14 protein-coding genes are annotated in these 20,879 nt (G+C 32.8%); 4 read left to right on the forward strand and 10 right to left on the reverse strand.

The features are described 5' to 3' along the window. Window positions 1-31: 31 nt before the first annotated feature. The 4 genes from AC1Q7L_RS18830 to AC1Q7L_RS18845 form a co-directional block, all read right to left on the reverse strand. Complete coding sequence (locus tag AC1Q7L_RS18830; RefSeq protein WP_492307374.1) at window positions 32-4,561, reverse strand: TonB-dependent receptor plug domain-containing protein; 4,530 nt, start codon at window positions 4,559-4,561, stop codon at window positions 32-34. 3 nt (window positions 4,562-4,564) lie between these two features. Next, window positions 4,565-7,342 carry a hypothetical protein gene (locus AC1Q7L_RS18835; protein ID WP_492307373.1) on the reverse strand — a complete coding sequence of 926 codons (2,778 nt, stop codon included), beginning with the start codon at window positions 7,340-7,342 and terminating at the stop codon, window positions 4,565-4,567. A 98-nt stretch (window positions 7,343-7,440) separates the two neighbouring features. After that, window positions 7,441-8,544, reverse strand: coding sequence for a TonB-dependent receptor plug domain-containing protein (locus AC1Q7L_RS18840; RefSeq protein WP_492307372.1), 1,104 nt, complete (start codon window positions 8,542-8,544; stop codon window positions 7,441-7,443). A gap of 12 nt (window positions 8,545-8,556) precedes the next feature. Further along, window positions 8,557-9,072: an RNA polymerase sigma factor gene (locus tag AC1Q7L_RS18845; RefSeq protein ID WP_492307371.1), complete on the reverse strand. Its 516-nt coding sequence runs from the start codon at window positions 9,070-9,072 to the stop codon at window positions 8,557-8,559. A 474-nt stretch (window positions 9,073-9,546) separates the two neighbouring features. Between AC1Q7L_RS18845 and AC1Q7L_RS18850 the strand changes: the two genes are divergently transcribed. Further along, window positions 9,547-10,749, forward strand: a complete 1,203-nt coding sequence (locus AC1Q7L_RS18850) for a C1 family peptidase (protein ID WP_492307370.1) — start codon at window positions 9,547-9,549, stop codon at window positions 10,747-10,749. A 468-nt stretch (window positions 10,750-11,217) separates the two neighbouring features. Here the strand turns inward: AC1Q7L_RS18850 and AC1Q7L_RS18855 are convergent, their stop codons facing one another. Next, entirely contained in the window at window positions 11,218-12,279 is a 1,062-nt protein-coding gene (locus AC1Q7L_RS18855) for an NADH:flavin oxidoreductase (protein WP_410693999.1), read from the reverse strand. 132 nt (window positions 12,280-12,411) lie between these two features. Here AC1Q7L_RS18855 and AC1Q7L_RS18860 point away from each other — a divergent pair, with 132 nt between their 5' ends. After that, window positions 12,412-12,798 carry a winged helix-turn-helix transcriptional regulator gene (locus tag AC1Q7L_RS18860; RefSeq protein WP_492307369.1) on the forward strand — a complete coding sequence of 129 codons (387 nt, stop codon included), beginning with the start codon at window positions 12,412-12,414 and terminating at the stop codon, window positions 12,796-12,798. 57 nt (window positions 12,799-12,855) lie between these two features. Here AC1Q7L_RS18860 and AC1Q7L_RS18865 read toward each other — a convergent pair whose 3' ends face one another. Next, window positions 12,856-13,569 (reverse strand): tetratricopeptide repeat protein, encoded by a 714-nt coding sequence (locus tag AC1Q7L_RS18865; RefSeq protein WP_492307368.1) that lies wholly within the window; start codon window positions 13,567-13,569, stop codon window positions 12,856-12,858. Window positions 13,570-13,671: 102 nt separating this feature from the next. Next, on the reverse strand, window positions 13,672-16,104 hold the full coding sequence (locus tag AC1Q7L_RS18870) for an alpha-ketoacid dehydrogenase subunit alpha/beta (protein ID WP_492307367.1): 2,433 nt from the start codon (window positions 16,102-16,104) through the stop codon (window positions 13,672-13,674). Window positions 16,105-16,241: 137 nt separating this feature from the next. Between AC1Q7L_RS18870 and AC1Q7L_RS18875 the strand changes: the two genes are divergently transcribed. Together AC1Q7L_RS18875 and AC1Q7L_RS18880 are read left to right on the forward strand one after the other, a co-directional pair. After that, the gene (locus AC1Q7L_RS18875; RefSeq protein ID WP_066756909.1) at window positions 16,242-16,535 is read left to right on the forward strand and encodes a hypothetical protein; all 294 of its coding nucleotides are present in this window, start codon (window positions 16,242-16,244) and stop codon (window positions 16,533-16,535) included. Window positions 16,536-16,919: 384 nt separating this feature from the next. Continuing rightward, entirely contained in the window at window positions 16,920-17,711 is a 792-nt protein-coding gene (locus AC1Q7L_RS18880) for a hypothetical protein (RefSeq protein ID WP_492307366.1), read from the forward strand. Window positions 17,712-17,783: 72 nt separating this feature from the next. Here the strand turns inward: AC1Q7L_RS18880 and AC1Q7L_RS18885 are convergent, their stop codons facing one another. The 3 genes from AC1Q7L_RS18885 to AC1Q7L_RS18895 all read right to left on the reverse strand — a co-directional run bounded on the left by AC1Q7L_RS18885 (window position 17,784) and on the right by AC1Q7L_RS18895 (window position 20,865). After that, window positions 17,784-18,761 carry a polyprenyl synthetase family protein gene (locus AC1Q7L_RS18885; protein ID WP_492307365.1) on the reverse strand — a complete coding sequence of 326 codons (978 nt, stop codon included), beginning with the start codon at window positions 18,759-18,761 and terminating at the stop codon, window positions 17,784-17,786. Between the two features lie 76 nt (window positions 18,762-18,837). Further along, window positions 18,838-19,710, reverse strand: a complete 873-nt coding sequence (locus AC1Q7L_RS18890) for a hypothetical protein (RefSeq protein ID WP_492307364.1) — start codon at window positions 19,708-19,710, stop codon at window positions 18,838-18,840. A gap of 222 nt (window positions 19,711-19,932) precedes the next feature. Beyond that, window positions 19,933-20,865, reverse strand: a complete 933-nt coding sequence (locus AC1Q7L_RS18895) for a sterol desaturase family protein (protein WP_492307363.1) — start codon at window positions 20,863-20,865, stop codon at window positions 19,933-19,935. Window positions 20,866-20,879 lie beyond the last annotated feature (14 nt).

The following is a 20,879-nucleotide window of genomic DNA, read 5'->3' on the forward strand; positions in this document are numbered from 1 at the left end:
AAAGTTTCAGTTTATTTTAATTTTTTCTCAATTAAGGTTCTATTTTAGCTTTAATTCCTTCATTCCAGAACTTAGATTCGGGCATATAATAAAGATATACGTTGTTCGCTTTTCCTGTGTATTCACCGGCAAATTCTACTTTTAAATCTAGATTGATAACTTTCGTTTCATTGGCGGCAAAATGTTCCCAATATAAAACCAGATAATTATCAAAAATTTCATAATAAGCGATCTGTTTTTTATCAATCAAATCCTTCAGCAATGCATTTTGCAACGTCAATCCGGCAGGAATTCCGATTTTGGCTGTCGTCATCGGCAATTGACCGTTGATTTTATTTTTAATTGAAATCGTCATTCTGTTCGTCTCTCCTACTTTTGAAATTTCAGATTTTAATTTGGTTTCCATTGTTAAAGGAATATCAGTACTTTTCGGAGCCTGCAATGTGAAATATTGATAATCCAATTTATAAGGAAGACCTTTTTGAGTCGGGTAATTTACAATGATTGTATTTTCGCCCGTTTTAAAGGCAGATCCTAATGAATTATTGACATTAACTTCCGCTCCGTTGATCTTTATTTTAGGTTTTTCATTACCATACAGCTTCTCATTTTTAGCAAAAAACTGAGTTAAAGCTTCCAATGCCAACGTTGTTGCCTGTGTAGAACCAAAACCGTAATATCCGTTGTAATTGATTAATTCATCAGCAACTTCTGCGATTTTTAACTGATTTAATTTTTCATCTTTTTGTAAAGCCATGACATACAGCGACAATGTTTCTGCGTTGGCAGATATTCCACCAGATCCTGTGAATGTTGTTTTTGTCTTTACATTTTTTTCTTCATATTGTTTATTTAAAAGACCCAAAATTGTTTCATATTCTTTTGTCTTTCCTAGATTGACAGATGCATTAGCCATTAAAGCCAATTGGTAAGAATCTTTAGTTGCTAAAGCTTTATTTAAGCTGATTTTATACGAATCTTCCAGCTCATTTTTAAAGCCGATTTTAGACAAAGCATATAAAACATACATATTTCTCGACCATGCAAATTCAGAATAAGGATGATTGATTTCATAACTTTTTCTTACTTCAAAAATTCCGTTTTGATTTTTCTTGGATAAAATGAAATTGGTAAGGTTTTGAATTAGTTTTGAATCAATATTCACATATTTTTTTAAATCTCTAAATTCCAGCAAAGCAAAAGCAGAAATTGCCACATCAGATTCCGCAGAATTGAAGTATCCGAAACCGCCATCCCTGTTTTTATAACTCAACATTTTCTGATAGCCTTTTTTCATGTTTCTAATGACAAAACTTTCTGTTTCTGGTGTAATTTTCTTGACAGATTTTAAATAATCCAGAATAAAAATATTAGGATAAACCGTTGAGGACAACTGTTCAAAACATCCGTGAGGTTCTCTTTTAAGTCTTTCTATATCTTCAAACATCTGTAATGCTGTATTTTCATAAACATAATATGATGCGAAAAAACTTCTGTTGATATATTCCGGAATATCAATTTTTATATCCTCGGTTTTATTATTAATGATCGAATAATAATGTGGAAAACCTTTTTCTTCAACCCCAAAAGGAAGAATCATCGTCTCCCTGAAATCATCTGACTTCACGCTAAACTGAATATTAGAATTAATAATTTCATCTGTTTGTATTTGCACAAATAATCTTCCAGATTCTAATGGCTTTAACGTAATAATACTATCAGATTTCATCAATTTAACTCGATTTGGAACTATCACATCCATTGTCATTTTTCTGGTTTCGGACGAATTATTTTTAATCACAACAGGAATAGTCATTTGATCTGTTCTCGTTAAATATTGCGGAATTTTAGCATCAATTGAGATCAGACTTTGCGCGGCATAAGCTGTTTCGTCCCTTCCAATTAATCCCGAAGACGAAATTCCTTCCGTCATAATCCTGAAAGCTGTATTGGCATCAGAATTATAAAATTCAACCTGAGCTTTTCCGTTTTTATCGGTTTCTACAATTGGATTCCAATAAATACTTTCTCTATAATCGTGTCGATATGAGGTATTTGTCGTTTGGTAAATGGGATAGTAGAAATCTCTACTGTAGGAATATCTCACCAAACTATCTCGAGGAATGGTCATCACAGCATAATATGATTTTGGAGTAATATCAAATTTGATGTGGGACATTCGGTTTTTGAAAGAATTGATGACAATAACTCCGTTTGCTCCCTGACTTCCATAAATAGAAGTCGCAGCAGCATCCTTAAGAACTGTAATACTATTAATATCATCAGGGTTAATCGTCGTTTTAAAGTTCTCTACCGGAATACCGTCCACCACAAACAAAGGAGTTTTATTAGAAATCGAAGCAGATCCTCTTATTTGTACATTAATAGGACTTCCCGGTAGACCATTTGTCGTATTTATAATAAGCCCGGCAACCTTACCGCTCAAAACTGAAGCTATATTAGAGTTTTGAAAATCATTATTTTCTACTGTTACCGTTGCTGCGGTTGATTTCGATTTTACAGACATACGAGAATATCCCAAAACAACAACTTCCTCTATATTCTGTGATTTTACGGTATCACTTAAACGTCTCAATTTGGAAGTATTGGTACGGGTTTCCGTACGACTTTTATTTTTTTCTTCGTTAGTTAATTTTTTATCCGCTTCTTTTACGGCTTCCTTCACCACTTCTTCTACATTTACATTGTTCAACGATTTTTTGGCAAGTGGATTTACAGCTAATTTATATGACAAAATTCTGATCTTAACTTCCTGTTTTGGCTGAAAAGACTTTGCAACCAGATTATAAGAATTTCCTCCATTCAAATCTGAAAAATAAAACGTTCCGTCATCTGAAGTGACCTGTTTTTTGATCAATGAACCATTGACCAAATAAACCTCAGCTTTTACAGGATTTTTATTTTCATCTTCTACAATTCCGTAGATCGGATTTTTCTTTTCCGGAAGATATTTATATTTCTGATTTTTAATAATTTTAGGAATAAGTTCGAAATATCTGTAACCGTTCGTAAGCATTACCAAATCAAGACTTCTTTTTGCTTTTTCTTCTTTTTTGTCAAAATAAAACTGTGGTTTTTCAATTTTTCCTCTTAATTCAGAATCCATTAAAAACCAAGAGATGATATGATTTTGCTTATCGTCGGCATATGTCCAAAGCTTGTCATCAATTACGCTTATAGCGAGATTGGCGGGAATCGGTTGATTATTTTCATCTGTCGTCTCAACGTTTACAATCACTTTCTCTCTTGGAAGATAATTTTTCTTGATTGGTGTTATTTTCACATTCATCTGCTTGTTTTCATTGGCGAAAATGATACGTTCGGCAAGAGGAATTTCAACTTCAAAAACGGTAAATCTGCAAATTCCGATCGGAAGTTCGTTTTCTGAAATTTGAAATTCATTCAATCCCTTTTTTAAAGAAAATAATTTCGTGTAAACCTCTTTTTCACGGAAACTTCCTTTCACAACAACATTTCTTTCATCTGTTGAAATAATTTTAAAACTGATCTTTCCATTTTCTTTATTTACGTTAAAAACAACACCTTCATCTTTAACTATCGGAAGTTGATAAACTTGGGTGATATTTTCCGGTTTTATAACTTTAGCATAATAATTTTCACCTTTTTCAGGTGTAAAAAGAAAATTTCCCATTCCGAAATTATAAGCTGAAACGTCTGCAACCTTTTGATTATTTTGGTTAAAAATCGCTAAAACGGCATCAACAGGTTTTTCAAATTCATCTAAAACTTTGAAAGCAATATTTTGTTCGATTCCATTGATGAAAGTTCCGCCTTCAGGCATAAATTTAATATCAAGATTATTCAAAACAATCGGAATATTTCTGGAAATGGACTCTGTAAATCCATCAAAATTTACTTTAATATTCAACAAAGCATCCGAAGATTTTAAAACTGCTGGAAGATTGAATTTCAACTGTTTTTTTCCTTCTTTATCCGTAATTAATTTTCCTTGTGAAATGATTTCACCGTTGTGCATCACTGTAAAATCCGCTTCATAAAAAGGAATCGGCAAGTTGCTCAGACTTCTCATCGAAAAATCCGCCAATACTTCATCTCCTGCTCCGTACCCTTTTTTAGGAAAATCGAGCTTCATCAAAATTCTTGGGGAAACAATTTTCTGTAAAGTAATTTCTTTTTCAAATGCATTTTTGCCTTCTTCATTCTGCATCCAATTTGTGAAAGCACGAATCTTGTAAATTCCGCCTTTCATTTCATCATTAAAATATAAATATCCTTCTGCATAGCCGTTTTTAATTTCGTATTTATCTTTTTTAATGACGCTTCCGCTTGGATCAATTAATTCAAAATTTACGACCTTACTTTGATCGGCAGGAAGATTATTTTCTGCTTTTACAATGTAAATTTTAAAGTACATTTCCTCACCAGGTTTATAAAAAACATGATTGGTCTGTATATACGTCTTTTCTTTCTCGAAATCTTTAAACTGATTTTGCGCTTTCAAACTCAAATTTGAAAACAAAAATCCTAGTACGATATATAATGTAAACTTGAAATTCATAAATTAAAATTGAAATGAAACCATACATCCAAAAGTCTTATATGAAGGAAGATTGAAGAAATCAAGCCCCCTTCCGTTGTCAAAATCATAGAAATTCTGATTAGGATCTGCGCCTTTATTTGCCTGCCAAAGCAAAATATTATTCACATAAAATGTAATTCCCAAGCTTTTTTTGAAATTGCCTACATCAAATTTCGCAGTCAGAGAAATATTATTAATTCTCACATAATCTGCTTTTTGAACATAATTTTCTGCAACACCCAAATATCCATATCTCGTCCATCGATTTTCCGAAACATCTTGATTCGGATTGTAAAAATCAACAAGAATCTGATTGGCATTCCCACTGGAATTTACGCCTTGAAAAACATAATCTTTGATATTTCTTTCGTCAGCAGAAGTTTGAGAACGTCCATAATAATCAAGAACAGCTTGAGTTCCGTTCCAAATTTGTCCGCCTTTTTTCCATTCCCAATTGATGTCTAATGACAACATTTTGTACGTTATATTATGATTGAATTTCAAAACAAAATCAGGAGTCGGATCTGCAATTATTTTCATTCCGTCCGCTTTTTTCGGATAACCAAATTCATCGATAATCAATTCTCCATTAGCATTTCTCTCAAAATAACTTCCCATGACAACACCTAAAACCTGGCCTTCCGTCAGCGTCTTATAAATATCACTGAAACCCGAAAGCGCAAGATTATTGTAGCCAGTATTTACCCTGTCAACTATATCTTTATATTTAAAAAATGAAACTTTCTGATTCATTCTAAAATCTCTATCCAAGTAAATATTGTCATAAGAAAAGTTTACTTCATACCCGCTGTACGTATGATCTGCAATGTTTTTTAATTTCAACTGATTATTTTCAAACACAGGAAAAATATCGTTAGTCGTTTTTCTTTTAAAATATTCGGCTTCTACATTCAGTTTGCGCCTGTAACTCAATACAAAACCGGTTTTCCATTCTTTGCTGTTGATATTTGATAAATTTTTAAAGGTTTCCACTTCATTGATCGGGAAATATTGATACGAATCTTGAGCATTAAATAAAGTCGTTCCGTAAGACGCGTAAGATCTTGTAATTTCCGGCTCTGAACTCAATTGTGTATATGTTCCGAGCATTTTAAAATTGATGTTATTCCAATTAAAAATATCTTCAAACGTGACGTACGCGCCTACTTTTGGAAGCCAATAATTATTTTCCTTAGAAGTATTCGAGATATAGAATGCGTTTCCAATATTAGTTCCTGCCTTAAAATCATAATCATCGTAATCAAGTTTGTAATTAAAAATATAATCCTGTGACGTTCTTTGATATAAATAATTTTTATTATTTGAATTATTGTAAATATTTGATTCTCTATCATTCAAAATATGATTAAAACCCACTTCACTCCTAAAATCATACCTTCCAAAAGAATAAGTTCCTAAAATATTAGAATTATATAATTTATTATTTTGAGCTCTTTCATTTAAAATTCCATTGGCAAATCCGTAAGTTGAAGGTTTGTAACTGTCTAAATTCCAGAAGTAATCATTTTCATAAGACTGACTGATATTTAACCTGAAATCACCCCAATTTCTCGCCAGATCAAAACTGAATTGTCTTCTGTTATCCCGATAATTGTATTTATTTTCCTGATCAAGTAAAAACTGTGGATTGTCTGCAAACTTGCTGTAACTTCTTTGTGAACCATTTGATAAATACAAATTCTGCTCATTTGAAAAAGAAATCGGTGTCAATAAAGAATTCTGGTAAGCTCTGTTAAAAAGCCCAATTCTGTTGGAGTTTGTGGCTTTATTTTCTTCATAATTAAAGGCAAAATTTAAGCTGTATTTTAAAATTTTTGTACTTAGTTTCGTTTTAAAAGAATTTATAACATTATAATGATCAATAAAATACATCTGATCTTTCTGCTGTCCCAAATCTAATGATAGCCGGAATTTATCACTATAATTATAGCTATAACCATTATCACCGATGAATCCATTTAATCTTAATTGATTGTTGTAGCCGACAGTCGTTTTAAACAGATCATTTTTGTAAACTTTTGCTGGTGAATTTTCATTTATCAAAGGAATTAATCTTCCGTTTTGGTCATACTCATACGATTGATTATCAAATCCTAAAGTGGAAATATTCGGTCCGAAACTGAAGAGTTCATTGGTTTCAGGACCTTGCCAAACCAGTTGCCCATTTTTCGATCTTCCCTGAACATATTGAGTTTGAGCCTGCGGAACAGAATTTCTACTTTTGACGTCAAAAGAAGTGGTGAAATTTCCATTAAAATTCAAATATGTTTTCGTTTGCCTTTTAAGTTTAAAAGTATCTTGAGTAATCTCTTTTAATTTTCTTATTGAATTAAAATTTTCATCTGATTTTACCGTCAACTTTTGAGGAGAATTCTCAATACTAAATTCATCTTTCGTATTTTTAGAAACTAAGCTGTCATAAGCTTTGCTTCGAACATTTTTTACTCTTTTTTTATCAATTTTATTTTCTAAAATTGTTTTGAGTTCACTTAATCCGTAGACAACGAGCCTGTTTTCCCCGTTATTCCAAACTAAAGTGTCGTATGCTTTTGCAGCGATGATGGCGAAGCCTTTTTCATCGGTTAATTCATAAACACCGCTGTTTTTATTTAAAACCTTTAAAAAATTCTGTGGTTTTTCTTTATGACTTAAAAATATTCCGGAATAATAAAGCTGCGAATTCTGCGCTGAAACAATTTTAAAAACAAGAAGAAATAGCAATAAATAAAATTTTCTCATATTTTAAATTATATTAATAAATGGCACTTTCAAAGGAAATTTTCCTTCAAACTCATTGTATTGAAAACGATTAAAATTTTAATAAATCTGTGAGTAGACTACGGTTTTTCCTTGTTTTCTAAATGTTTTTTTTCATTTACATCTTTCACCTTTGAAGCATCTTTGGTTTCCACTACAATAACTCCGTTTGCAGCTTTACTTCCATAGATTGAAGTTGCTTTTTCTCCTTTTAAAACGGTCATAGTATCAATCGAATCTGGATTTAAGCTCTTGAATTTTGCAGCATCAGAAACAGCTCCGTTGATGATATATAAAGGATTTGCATCTTCTTTGACCGAGCTCACTCCACGAATAACAATGGCATTATTAGATTCGATTTTTCCTGAACCCATATTGATTGAAAGCCCTGAAACCGACCCTTGCAATGAGTTTGTAAAATATTTATTTCCTACTTTTTCTGCCAATCTCGGAACTTTTGCGATATTCCTTTTTACATTTGATTTATTATAACCCATAACCTCAGGATCAACTCCGTTATCAGGCGTAAGAGATTCTGCTTCGGATGTTTCCCGTAAAGAACTTAAAAGCGGATTATTAGATTTCTTTTCAACTTCAGCAGAAGAAATTGTTTGTGCAGAAGATGTAATATCTTTTTTTGCCCTTTTCATTCCAAAAGCGGTTACAACAACTTCCTCAATATTCTTTTGTTTTAAGGTATCCTCCATTTTATAGGGAGCGATAGACGGAGGCGTTGGAATACTTTGCGGCGCAGCATCGAAAACAGGAGATAGAGAAGGAACATGCACTGAATTAACCGCATAATCCTCAAGCTTTACAACTGGGTTTGGTACTGAAATTTCCTTCTCAATATTTGATTTTACAATCTCATCTATCTTCTGAATTTTTTCAGATGGAGCAATTGTATTTTTCTGAATTACTTTATTGTTTGCAATAATCGGTTTTGTAGACTCAGCTATATTTACTTTTTTATTCAAAAAATAAAATCCTCCTACACCGATCAATAAACTCGCTGCAATTCCATATGGAAGCCAGATTGGGAGAATTCTTTTTTTCTCTTCTTTTTTATCTAATTTCTCTTCAACTTTAGCCCAAACTTTATCAAAACCCGGAAAAGTCGCAGGTTCTTCTAAATCTTTAGAAGCCTCATTGAATTTTTTATCGATATCGTGATTATTTTCCATTGTCTTAAAAGTTTAAATGTTTTGATTGATCAAAAGTTCCTGTAATTTTTTCCTTGCAAAATTGAGTTGAGATTTTGAAGTTCCTTCACTTATTGAAAGCATCGTTGCAATTTCTTTGTGCGGATAGCCTTCAATCGCAAACAGATTAAAAATCGCACGACAACCTTCAGGAAGGAAGTTTAATAAACCCAAAATATCTTTCTCAAAGGAGATCCCATCTGTTGAATCTGAAGATTCAGCGTGGCTGTCTTCCAATTCAATGTGTAAAGCTTTACTATTTCTTAATTTCTGCAGACATTCGTTTACAGCAATTTTTCTTGCCCAACCTTCGAAAATATCATGATTTTGCAACTGATCGATCTTCGTGAAGATTTTGTAGAACGTATCAGCCAATACTTCTTCAATATCTTCATCGTTTTTAAGATAGCGTTTACAGACCGAATATAATTTTCCCGCCATTTTTTCGTAAACCTTCCGCTGTGCATTGCGGTCGTTCCGTTGACATTCTAACAGTAATTCTCTTTCCATAGTCAGGCTTTATATTAGTATAGATGCAGAAAATTTCAAAAAGGTTGGAAACATGATAAACTTTTTTTAAAATTAATGGAAAATAGCGAATGTAGCAAAGAGATTTATTAGGGTTGGAAGCTGGAGGCTGGAGGTTATTAAAGTTTAAAAGATTAATTAGTTTTAAACGATCTTCGTTCGAGTACTTTTGATAATGAAATGAAAAAAAAAATATTGAAAAATTTAATTAAACTTAAATTCTCGACATGATTTACACTTCAAAAATCTACTCGAGGGAATATTGAACTTTCGACATAAACCTTCTTAAACTCTGATTAATAAACTGTTCAATATTAACTTCAAGCTCCCCACTTCCAACTTCCCTACCCTTCCATCTACCTTTTCATAAAAAACTTTCATTTCAAATTTAACTTTTCCCTTTGTAACATATCTTATAACTTACCGACTATTCATATAAATAATCTTTTTATAGTAATGAAAAATAACAAAATTGCATCATTACTTTTTGTTTTGTCTGCAGGAAGTATGATGTTTGCACAGGATGACTTAATCAATAAGTTAAAAAACAATCAATCTCAAAATGCCAATTTTAAATTCACGACTTTAAAGGACGTGGGGGCAACTTCAGTAAAAAATCAGGGTTCATCTGGAACTTGCTGGAGTTATTCAGGAAACTCTTTCCTTGAATCTGAAATGCAGAGAATGGGTAAAAAACCTGTTGATTTGGCAGAAATTTTTACAGCAAGAAATTCTTATCACGATAAAGCAAAATTATACGTTCTTAATAACGGAGCAATCAGCTGGGGAGACGGAGGAGAATTACATGATGTTGTCAATATGTACAAAAAGTACGGAGCTGTACCTCAGGAAGCTTATACAGGTTTGAAAAATGGTCAGACAACCAACAATTTCAAAGAAATGCAGGATAAATTAAAGCCTGTGTTGGATAGTTTGGTTCAGGCAGCTACAAAAGGGAAACTTTCTGATAATTGGATGGATTCTGTAGATGCGATCTTAGATGAATATTTAGGAAAAGTTCCTGCTAACTTTACCTATGACGGAAAAAATTATACTCCAAAGACTTTTGCTAAGGAAGTTGTAGGCATTAATCCTGAAGATTATGTAGAAATTTCTTCTTACAAAGATTATCCATACTACCAGAAATTTGTAGTTCCAATTCCTGATAACTGGAGTCATGATTCTGACTGGAATGTTCCAATGAAAGACATCACAACAATCGTTGATAATGCAGTTAGCAAAGGATATTCTGTAGGTTGGGCAACTGACGTTTCTGAGCCTTATTTTTCATATAAAAACGGTGTAGCATACGTTCCTGATATGGAATTAGACCAAATCAATGCTGAAAACAAAGGAACTTTATTCACAGAGCCTAAAAAAGACAAGACGATCACAGAAGATATGCGTCAAAAAGCTTTGAATAACCTTTCTACAACCGATGATCACGGAATGCACATCGTAGGATTGGCAAAAGATCAGTCCGGAAAAGAATATTATATGGTTAAAAACTCTTGGGGTGTAACCAACGATTTTGAAGGATATATTTATGTAACAAGACCTTATGTTGAATATAAATCAACGGCAATCTTGGTTCACAAAAATGCCATTCCAAAGAATATTTTAAAGCAATTGAAACCAACTGAAAATATTGGTTTATAAGAAATCACTGTTGTCATTTATTTGACAATTTTAGATATTTAAATCTGTTAATAGACCGTTCTCATTTTTTGAGGACGGTTTTGTTTTTGAACTTATTTTAACTTTAACCACAAAAGTTACAAAAGATTTTAACACTTAAGATTTTTAAGTAAAAATCATTCTGTCAACAAGTACACATAAGTTTTTTGAAAATCTTTGATTTTCTTCTTTTGTAAACTTTATTGTTTTCATATTGTAAAACAAACTAATCAAAAAAGCTTTTGTGACTTTTGTGGTTAAAAAAGTTAAAATTCAATATAAATCAATTCAAATATCAAAATTAAAAACCGCTTCCAGAAATTCCGGAAGCGGTTTTTGTTTAAAAAAATAATTAGGTAGAAAATTTAATATAAATAAGTGAATTGTCAATGGTTTACCAAGCTAATAGTCTAACAGCGAAGTAAATTCACAACTCAATAATTGTCTTTTTTAATAAAGAACTCCTAAACTTTCAGCTGAAAAGTTTAAAAGATCGTCTGTATTTCCTTCTTTTACTTTTTTCACCCATTCAGGGTCTTGTAAAAGTGCTCTTCCGACTGCAACAAGATCGAAATCTCCTCTTTCCAGTCTTTTTATTAATTCTGATAAATCTGCTTTTTCAGTTCCCTGTCCTGCAAATGCACCCATAAAATCTCCTTCAAGACCTACAGAACCTACAGTGATTGTTGGTTGTCCTGTAATTTTTTTAGCCCAACCTGCAAAGTTTAAATCAGAACCTTCAAATTCAGGTTCCCAGAAACGACGTTGTGAACAATGAAAAATATCTACGCCAGCTTCTTTTAAAGGTAACAACCATTCTTCCATTTCAGCTGGTGTTGTTGCTAATCTAGATTTATAATCTTGTTGTTTCCATTGAGAAAGACGGATAATAATTGTGAAGTCCGGTCCAACCGCAGCTCTCATTGCTTTAACGATATCAACAGCAAATTTGCTTCTTTCTTTTAATGTTTTCCCACCGTATTCGTCAGTTCTTGTATTGGTTACTTCCCAAAAGAATTGATCAATCAAATACCCGTGAGCTCCGTGAATTTCAAGAACATCAAATCCAAGATCTTTAGCCGATTTTGCAGAAGCTGCAAACTGAGCAATCGTATCCTGAATATCTTCCAACGTCATTGTAGAAGCCTTTTCCATATCAACTAAAGGATAATCTTCAGAACTTCTTGTATCACCTACATGCCAGATCTGAGGTCCCATTTTTCCGCCATTTTCATGAACGGCATCAATTACATTTTTCCAGCCGTTTAATGCTTCTGTTCCATAAAAATCAGGAATATTCTGCATGTTTTTTGAACCGGGTCTATTGATTACTGTACCTTCAGAAAGGATTAAACCTACTTCTGAAGCCGCTCTTCTTGCGTAATAATCTGCGATTTGCTGGGTGGGTACTCCGTTATCAGATTGAGCTCTTGTCATCGGAGCCATTACCACTCTATTTTTAAGTTGAAGATTTTTATAACTAAATGGACTAAATAATGCGTCTATACTCATTTTGCAATTATTTTATATTTAACATTTTTAAATTGTTACACAAAGTAACTAATAATAGTTCGGATTTGTATCTTATGAAGAAAAAAAGTGGTAACTTCGCAGTAACTTACATTAGTAACTTAAAAGTAACGTATGGTAAAGAGTGAATTAATGAAATACAGCTGTCCTCTAGGCAAAGCAATGTCTGCATTGGGAAGCAAGTGGAAACCGATCATTGTATTGGTTATCAAAGATCGTAAACTTCGTTTCGGAGAACTTGCCGTACGAATTAATGTGATCTCAAGAAAAGTGCTGACCGACCAGTTAAGAGAAATGCAAACCGACGGATTGATCATCAGAGAAGAGTTTAAAGAACTTCCTCCAAGAGTTGAATATTCGCTGACAGAAAAGGGATTGGCGTTGTTGCCTATTTTATATTTGCTGGAAGAATGGGAAGCGAAATTTGATAATAAGGAAGTGCAATATGATAAGGATTGTAATCTGATTGATAAGGAAACTAAGAAGGCGGTTGAGGTTTGATAGCTTCAATATTGATGATATCGATTAATTAATCGTGTTAAAATTATAGAATTCTAATTAATGACAATAATCGTCTATATATTTTTGTGACTTAAATCCAACACTTTCAGCTTTATGAAAATCTTCACAAGCACCCGATTTATCATTAATTTGTAATTTAAATGTACCTCGATAAACATAAGCCATTCCATTATTTGGGTTTAGTTTTAAGCATTTTGACAGGCTTTTAATCGCATTTTCTAAATCGTTATTACCTCCTTGTAATACACCTTTAACAAAATATGAAACAGAACTATTAGGTTCGAGAAGGATTGATTTATCAATATTTTCAAGAGCAGCATCATAATTAGAATTTTGACTCTCAATATTAGCTAATAATTGATAAGCAGAAGATAATTTATCATTCAATTCAATAACTCTTTCTATATCAGCTTTGGCGCTTTTTAAATTTCCATTAATGAAAAAAATATTTGCTCTTCCATAATAAGCCAATGTAAAGCTTTTATTCAATTCTATAGCCTTAGAATAGTTTCTTATTGATTCGGTAGTATTTCCCTCGAGAGAATAAGTATAAGCAAGTCCGTAATATGCATTTGCATTTTCAGGATGAGATCGTATAGAATTTTTAAACTCTTTTTTTCCATTTTCAAAATCGGAACTCAAAACAAAATTATTTCCACGAATAAATGCATCATCACAAGGTTGTTCTATTTTTTGCGTGCAGTTTGTAAGCAAAATACAAATTGTTATTAAAAAGTATATTTTTTTCATAGTTAGGTGTTATTTTTATCTATAGAATAATTTCCAGTTTTCTAATATAGAAAAAAACCGCTTCCCAAAGAAAGCGGTTTCAAAATTTATCTAAAATTCCAATTAAAATATCGCAGGATACTTCTCAGGATTTGTTTCGTTAAACATTGCGTAAATTCTTTCAACCATATCATCAGAAGATGGCTTACTGAAATAATCTCCATCACTCGCATACGCAGGTCTGTGATCATTTGCAGCAATCGTCAACGGATCAGAATCCAAGAATCTGAATGCTTTTTGCTTTTCTAAAATCTGTTGAAGAATAAACGCTGAAGTTCCTCCTTCTACATCTTCGTCGATTACGACTAATCTATTTGTTCTCTTCACGCTTTCAGCAATTTCGTTTGTTAAATCGAAAGGAATTAATGACTGAACATCAATAACTTCCGCAGAGATTCCTAGCTTTTCCAGTTCTTCTGCTGCATCCATTACAATTCTCCAAGTCGAACCGTACGTTACCAACGTAACATCTTTTCCTTCTTTTGTAACCTCGATTTTTCCGACAGGAACAGTGAATTCACCTAAGTTATCAGGTTGCTTTTCTTTTAATCTGTATCCGTTCAGACATTCAACAATGATAGATGGATCATCACTTTGAAGCATTGTGTTGTAGAATCCGGCAGCCTTCGTTAAGTTTCTTGGAACTAATACCAAAATACCTTTTGAAAGGTTCAAAATTCCCGCCATTGGAGAACCTGAATGCCAAACTCCTTCCAATCTGTGACCTCTTGTTCTGATGATTACAGGTGATTTCTGACCGCCCTTTGTTCTGTATTGAACCGTCGCCAAATCATCACTCATTCCCTGTAAACAGTACAAAATATAATCTAAATACTGGATTTCAGCGATTGGTCTTAAACCTCTCATCGCCATTCCAATACCTTGACCAAGAATTGTAGCTTCACGAATTCCTGTATCGGCAACACGAACGTCACCGTATTTTTCCTGCATTCCTTCAAGGCCTTGGTTTACGTCACCGATATTTCCGGCATCTTCACCAAAAACTAAAGTTTCAGGATATTTTTCGAATATTTTATCAAAATTATTTCTAACCACTACTCTTCCGTCTACATCCTCAGAAGCATCAGAATAAATTGGCTTGATTTCTTTTACATTTTCAGCTTTCCACTGAGACTGAGAGTATAAATGAGAAGAATAATTGTCTTTTTCAACCTCAAAAATCTCATTATATTTCTGCATCAATTGATTTCTCTCTACAGAATTTGTTCCTCTTGTTGCTAATAAAGATTTTCTTACCAAATGGAAAACATCTTTCTTAGCTTTTGAAACTAATTTATTGAATTGATTAATATAATTTTCAATTTCAGTATTTTGTCCTTTAATATTTTCAACTAAAGGTAAAACTGATTGAATTAAATCCGTAATTGTTTTCTGATAACTTTCCCAAGCCGATTTTTGTCCGGCCTTTACAGTCTTTTTTGCTTCTTCATCTATTGCATCCAATTCTTCAACAGAAGCAATGATTTCTTCTTTTCCTTCAATTTCGATTGAATAATTCAAGATCCATTCTCTGAATTTCACCAATCCGTCAAACTGAGATTCCCAAGCTAAACGATCTTCATTCTTATATCTTTCGTGAGATCCTGAAGTTGAGTGACCTTGAGGCTGTGTAACTTCAATTACGTGAACTACCACAGGAACGCTCTCCATTCTTGCAAATTGTTCTGCTCTTGCGTACGCGTCCAATAATGCAGGATAATCCCAAGCTTTCACCTGAATGATCTCGCAACCTTGGTTTTCACCTTCTTTTCTTTGGAAACCGCTTAACATTTCAGAAATATCAGCTTTTGCTCTCTGATTTTTAGTCGGAACAGAAATTCCGTAACCGTCATCCCAAATAGAAACAATCATAGGAACCTGAAGCGCGCAAGCAGCATTCAAAGCTTCCCAGAAATGGCCTTCTGCTGTAGAAGCATCCCCGATTGTTCCAAAAGCAACTTCATTACCTTCTTTTGAGAATTTTTCAGAACCGTCAAATTTTACTGATTTATATATTTTTGAAGCCTGAGCCAACCCTAATAATCTAGGCATCTGTCCGGCTGTCGGAGAAATATCCGATGAGATATTTTTTTGAGCGGTAAGATCTTTCCAGCTTCCGTCCTCATTTAAGCTTCTTGTTGCGAAGTGCCCGTTCATCTGTCTTCCGGCTGATGCTGGCTCTCTTTCAACGCTTGTATCTGCGTATAACTGGGCAAAAAAACTGCCAACCGTTAAAGCATCTGCAGCTAATGCAAAAGTCTGGTCTCTGTAATATCCTGAACGGAAGTCTCCATTTTTGAAAACTTTCGCCATTGCCAACTGTGGTAACTCTTTACCGTCACCAAAAATACCAAATTTAGCTTTTCCTGTAAGAACTTCTCTTCTGCCCAGATAAGACATTTCACGAGAGATTCTTCCTAATTTGTAATCTTCAAGTATTTGATTTTTAAAATCTTGAAAGGAAATCTGCTGAGTTTCAATATAGGTTGTTTGCATAGCCAATATAAAAAATTTTTAGTTTTCGAAGTATTTTGCTAATATACACTTTTTAAATTAATTTTAATTTTTAATAATCTTTTTTAAAAATTTGATAATAAAAAAAATTGTGTTTATCTTAGAATAAATTTGTAAAGATGGAAAAAAAGTCGGGTCATATTCTTAACGCATCGAGTAACCTTTTAGGATTTTCATTGCTAATTATTACTTCTTTAAAGATCACTAAAATAAGTGGCAATACCCATTTAGACGAATTTGCAGGAGTTGCGTGCATCTTTTTTGCCTGCAGTTGTTTCTTCTCATTTTTGGCTATCAGAACAACAAATGATAAGCAAGAAAGTAAATTTGAGACCATTGCGGATTATTTATTTTTAATCGCTTTATTTTGTATTGTTTTGGCTGTTATAATTGTAACTGTAAGGATTATTTAATTTTAAATTTTCAACAAATCAGACGATTTAACATAATAATTCGAAGCTTTTCAATATAATTAAGACATTCTAATATAAAATAGAATTGTTTTAATTAATTATTAAACAATATTTTATGATTTTTTTAATATAAATTTTACATAAAGATTACAATAATTTCATAGTTCTGTGATAAATCTATAATACTTTCAACCAAACAAAGTACCATATTCAGGAACAATAGCAATAAAACAATTCATAACAATATGAATTAATTTATACAATACATCAATTTTAAGTGATATAATTAAATAATTCGCAACAAATTAACGTTAAATACAATTAATATTCATTTTTTATCGAAAAAACTAGCTATGTTTGTAAAATATTATACAAACATACACAATGAAAAAACAAATTATTTTACTCGTAACTTTATTAATTAGTGCTAATCAATATGCTCAAGTTGGTATAAGAACTAGCAATCCCCAAACAGCCTTACACGTTGACGGAGCCAAAGACAATGCAGCAACGGGCGCGCCAACTGCTGCTCAACAGCTTAATGATGCCGTTGTAACCTCAACAGGAAATTTTGGTTTAGGAACAATAGCTCCTACAGAGAAACTAGATATTGCTTCAGGTAACGTCCGTATTCGTGATATTAATACAAATATTGGCGTTGGAGGTACCGACAGAACCGTAGTAGCTGATGCAAATGGTATTTTAAAAACGATTAATTTTACTGATTATTCACTATTTCATGCACGTTTGGCAGGAGATCAAAGCCATACTAGCGGAGTTATCAGCACATTAGTTTTTACAACACCTCTGGCAACTTCACCTTACTATAGCTATAATACAACCACAGGTGTTCTCACTTTTAATCAGCCAGGAAATTACATCGTTACTTTACAGGCAAGTTTTACCAATTTAGCATCAGCAGGAACTCAGATTGTTTTAGGTGTACGCCCCGTTCCCGATGCTAATTATATAGCAAGAGGAAGTCACTATAATGCTGCAGTCACCAGTGGCACTATTGGAGAATTAATGAATTACACAACGTTGGTTATTATACCTACTTCAGGCTATCAAATTCGCTTTACAGCTGCAACAAATGCCAGCTGTACAATTTTAGCAACAGAAACCGGAGGAACAGGTAGCGGAAATGTCACGAATGTAACAGTGCAAAAAATTTAAAATACAAAACCAAATAAACAAAAAACGGAACTTTCATTGAGTTCCGTTTTTTTTATGGTAAATATTTTTTAATTAAAATTTTCTTTCGATAACATAATCCAGCATGTTGTGCAAAGATCTTCTAACCTCAGTATCAGGGAATTCATTAAGAATATCTTTTGCTTTCTGTTGAAATTCTTTCATTATTTTGATTGAATATTCCAGACCGCCAGAACTTTTAACAAAAGCGATAAGCTCTTTCACTCGCTTTTGATCGTTATTGTAACGTTTTATCGTATTGAAATAATACTTTTTGTCTTTTTCGCTGGCAATTTTCAGAGTATGAATCAAAGGTAAGGTCATTTTCTGTTCCTTAATATCAATTCCTACAGGTTTTCCGATCACATTTGAACTTAAATAATCAAATAAATCATCCTTAATCTGGAAAGCCATTCCTGTATACGTTCCGAAATCCTGCATTTTCTTAGCAAGCGTTTCATCAGCATTATTGGATAAAACCCCAATCTCACAACAGGCAGCAATTAAAGTAGCTGTTTTCTGACGGATAATTTCGTAATAAACATCTTCCGTAATATCTAATTTTCTGGCTTTTTCCAATTGAAGAAGCTCACCTTCAGACATTTCACGGATCGTTCTTGAAATAACGGCCAGCAGATCGTAATCTTTATGGTCAGTAGATAATAAAACCGATTTCGATAAAAGATAATCTCCTACCAAAACGGCAATTTTATTTTTCCACAACGCATTGATTGAGAAAAAATTACGTCTTTTAAAACTTTCATCCACCACATCATCATGAACCAATGTTGCTGTATGAATAAGCTCGATCATGGAAGCTCCACGAAAAGTTTTCTCATTGACGTCGCCAATTAGTTTTGCACAAAGAAAGACAAACATCGGACGCATCTGTTTTCCTTTAGTAGTAACGATAAAACGAGTTACTTTATCTAATAAAGGCACTTTGCTTTGCATTGATTCATAAAACTTCTGCTCGAAAAGTTTCATTTCCTCATTGATCGGGTGTTTGATGTCTTCTACAATATTTGCCAAAATCTACGAATGATGGATAATAATTATTAATATCACAAAGATAATTTTTTTCAGTCAATTTTAAGTGAAATTAATCTTAGAGTTTATCTTTCGGAATAAAATAAAAACTCTGCTTTGCACCTCCCAACGGTGAACTGAATTTTTCACCAGAAATATATACTCCTTTTTCATCAACAGCAATGCCCTCGATTTGCCCGATTGACAAAGAACTTCCGAGATAATAATGCTTGGTTTTTTGCTTAAAAAAGATTCCGGATTCTGTTTCATCAAAGACATCCAAAAACACTTCTGTTTTCTTTGTATAGCCTATCAAATAAAGCTTTTTATCAAAATAAGAAGCATCTGTAACAACGAAATTAGTTTTATATGACTCTATTTTTTCGGCTTTTTGTTTTTCTGAAATTTCAGGATCAACAATATAATGCGAAACCGATCTTGAAGCCCATTCTTTTGAAAAAACATGCAGTTTTCCATTTAAATAAATCATTGCTTCTGCATCGTAATCAGTATTAGTGTATTTAGGAATAAATTCTGTCTGGTCGGGATAATAGAATGAAATTATTTTAACAGAATCGTTTTTCAATTCATTATTTCGAAAAGGAACTTTATAGATTTCCAAATCTCGTCTTGTTCCGCCATTATTCCCAAAATCTCCTATGTAGAAGTATTTCCCATCATTTGCGAGCGCTTCCCAATCTTTATTTTTAGCATTAATTTTTAAGGTGTTGAGAATATTTCCTGAGTTTTTATCAATTTCAAAAAGTTCGGGAGAATTTCCACTATCATTGAAAGTATACAATTTATCATTGAAAAAATTTAATCCAGACGTTTCTTTTAATTTTTCATCAAGATAATTGATTCTATATTTCCTAATTTTAAGAAAATCAGACTGCTGCGAAAATGAGTAGGTGGAAATTACGGTTGTTATTATTAGGAAAAGCTTTTTCATGCAGTAAAAATAATTTTTATTTAAACACGAATTGCACGGATTTTTGCACAAATTTCACAAATTTATGCGTTTACTTTATCATTTCGCAGACATCTAAGCTTTACAATTGGAGTTGAGATTCTTCCTTCTTTCTTCAGAAGGACAAACTGTATCGTAATATAATTCTTAGAAGAGATTTGTGTAATTTGTGAAAAACATTCGTGCTTATTTGTGTTTGAAAAATCAAGCTGATCTCTTCAATTTCTGTCTTTTATTTTGCTTTTCCAAATGTTCTTTTTGATATTGTCTAACCGTTTTTCCGGTTCCATCATGTCTCCAACCTGGAGAATTAAAAAGATAATTGATTCTGTCTGAAAATTTTAAATCTGATTGTTTGATGTCTTTCCAAATCTTTCTCCATTCATAAAAAAGAACTGTATCAGGTTTGTTATCGGGCATTTTTGGATAAATTCCGTATTTCACAGGAACATTGGGATCTTCTTTTTCAAAAGTTCCGAAAATTTTATCCCAAATAATGAGACACATTCCCATATTTCTGTCAAGATATTTAATATTACAAGCGTGATGAACACGATGATGAGAAGGGGTCACCAAAATATATTCAAGAATCCCCATAGTTTTTACAGTCTGCGTATGAACCCACGTTCCGTACACCTGACCGATCGCGTAAACGACCATAATATGCCAAGGATTAAAACCTAAAAAAGCTAAGGGAGAAAAGTATAAATACCGATAAAGCGGTTGTAAAACCGGACTCCTGAAACCTGTCGTTAAATTGAAATATTCCGAACTGTGATGCGTAATATGCACCGCCCAAAATGCTCTTGAATGATGATCAACATAATGAAGAACATAATACGCAAAATCTGTAATCACAAAGCAAATCAACCAATACCAGATTGTAAAATCCCAGGAAAAAATTCGGTGATTGTAGAAGAAAAACATGACCCCCATCGCGGAAACTTTCATCAAAAGATCCAGTCCGAAGTTCATCAATGCAAGAAAAACACTTGTTGCAACGTCTTTTCCATTGTATAATTTGGCTTCAGAAATATGACTGTAGATCATTTCCGCCAAAATAACAGCAGCAAGAATCGGGATCGACCAAGCATAGACATTTTCTAATCCGTCTTCACCTAAAAAGTAATCCGTCATTGTACATTAGTTTT

The sequence above is a fragment of the Chryseobacterium sp. GW823-FHT05E08 genome (assembly GCF_058795655.1).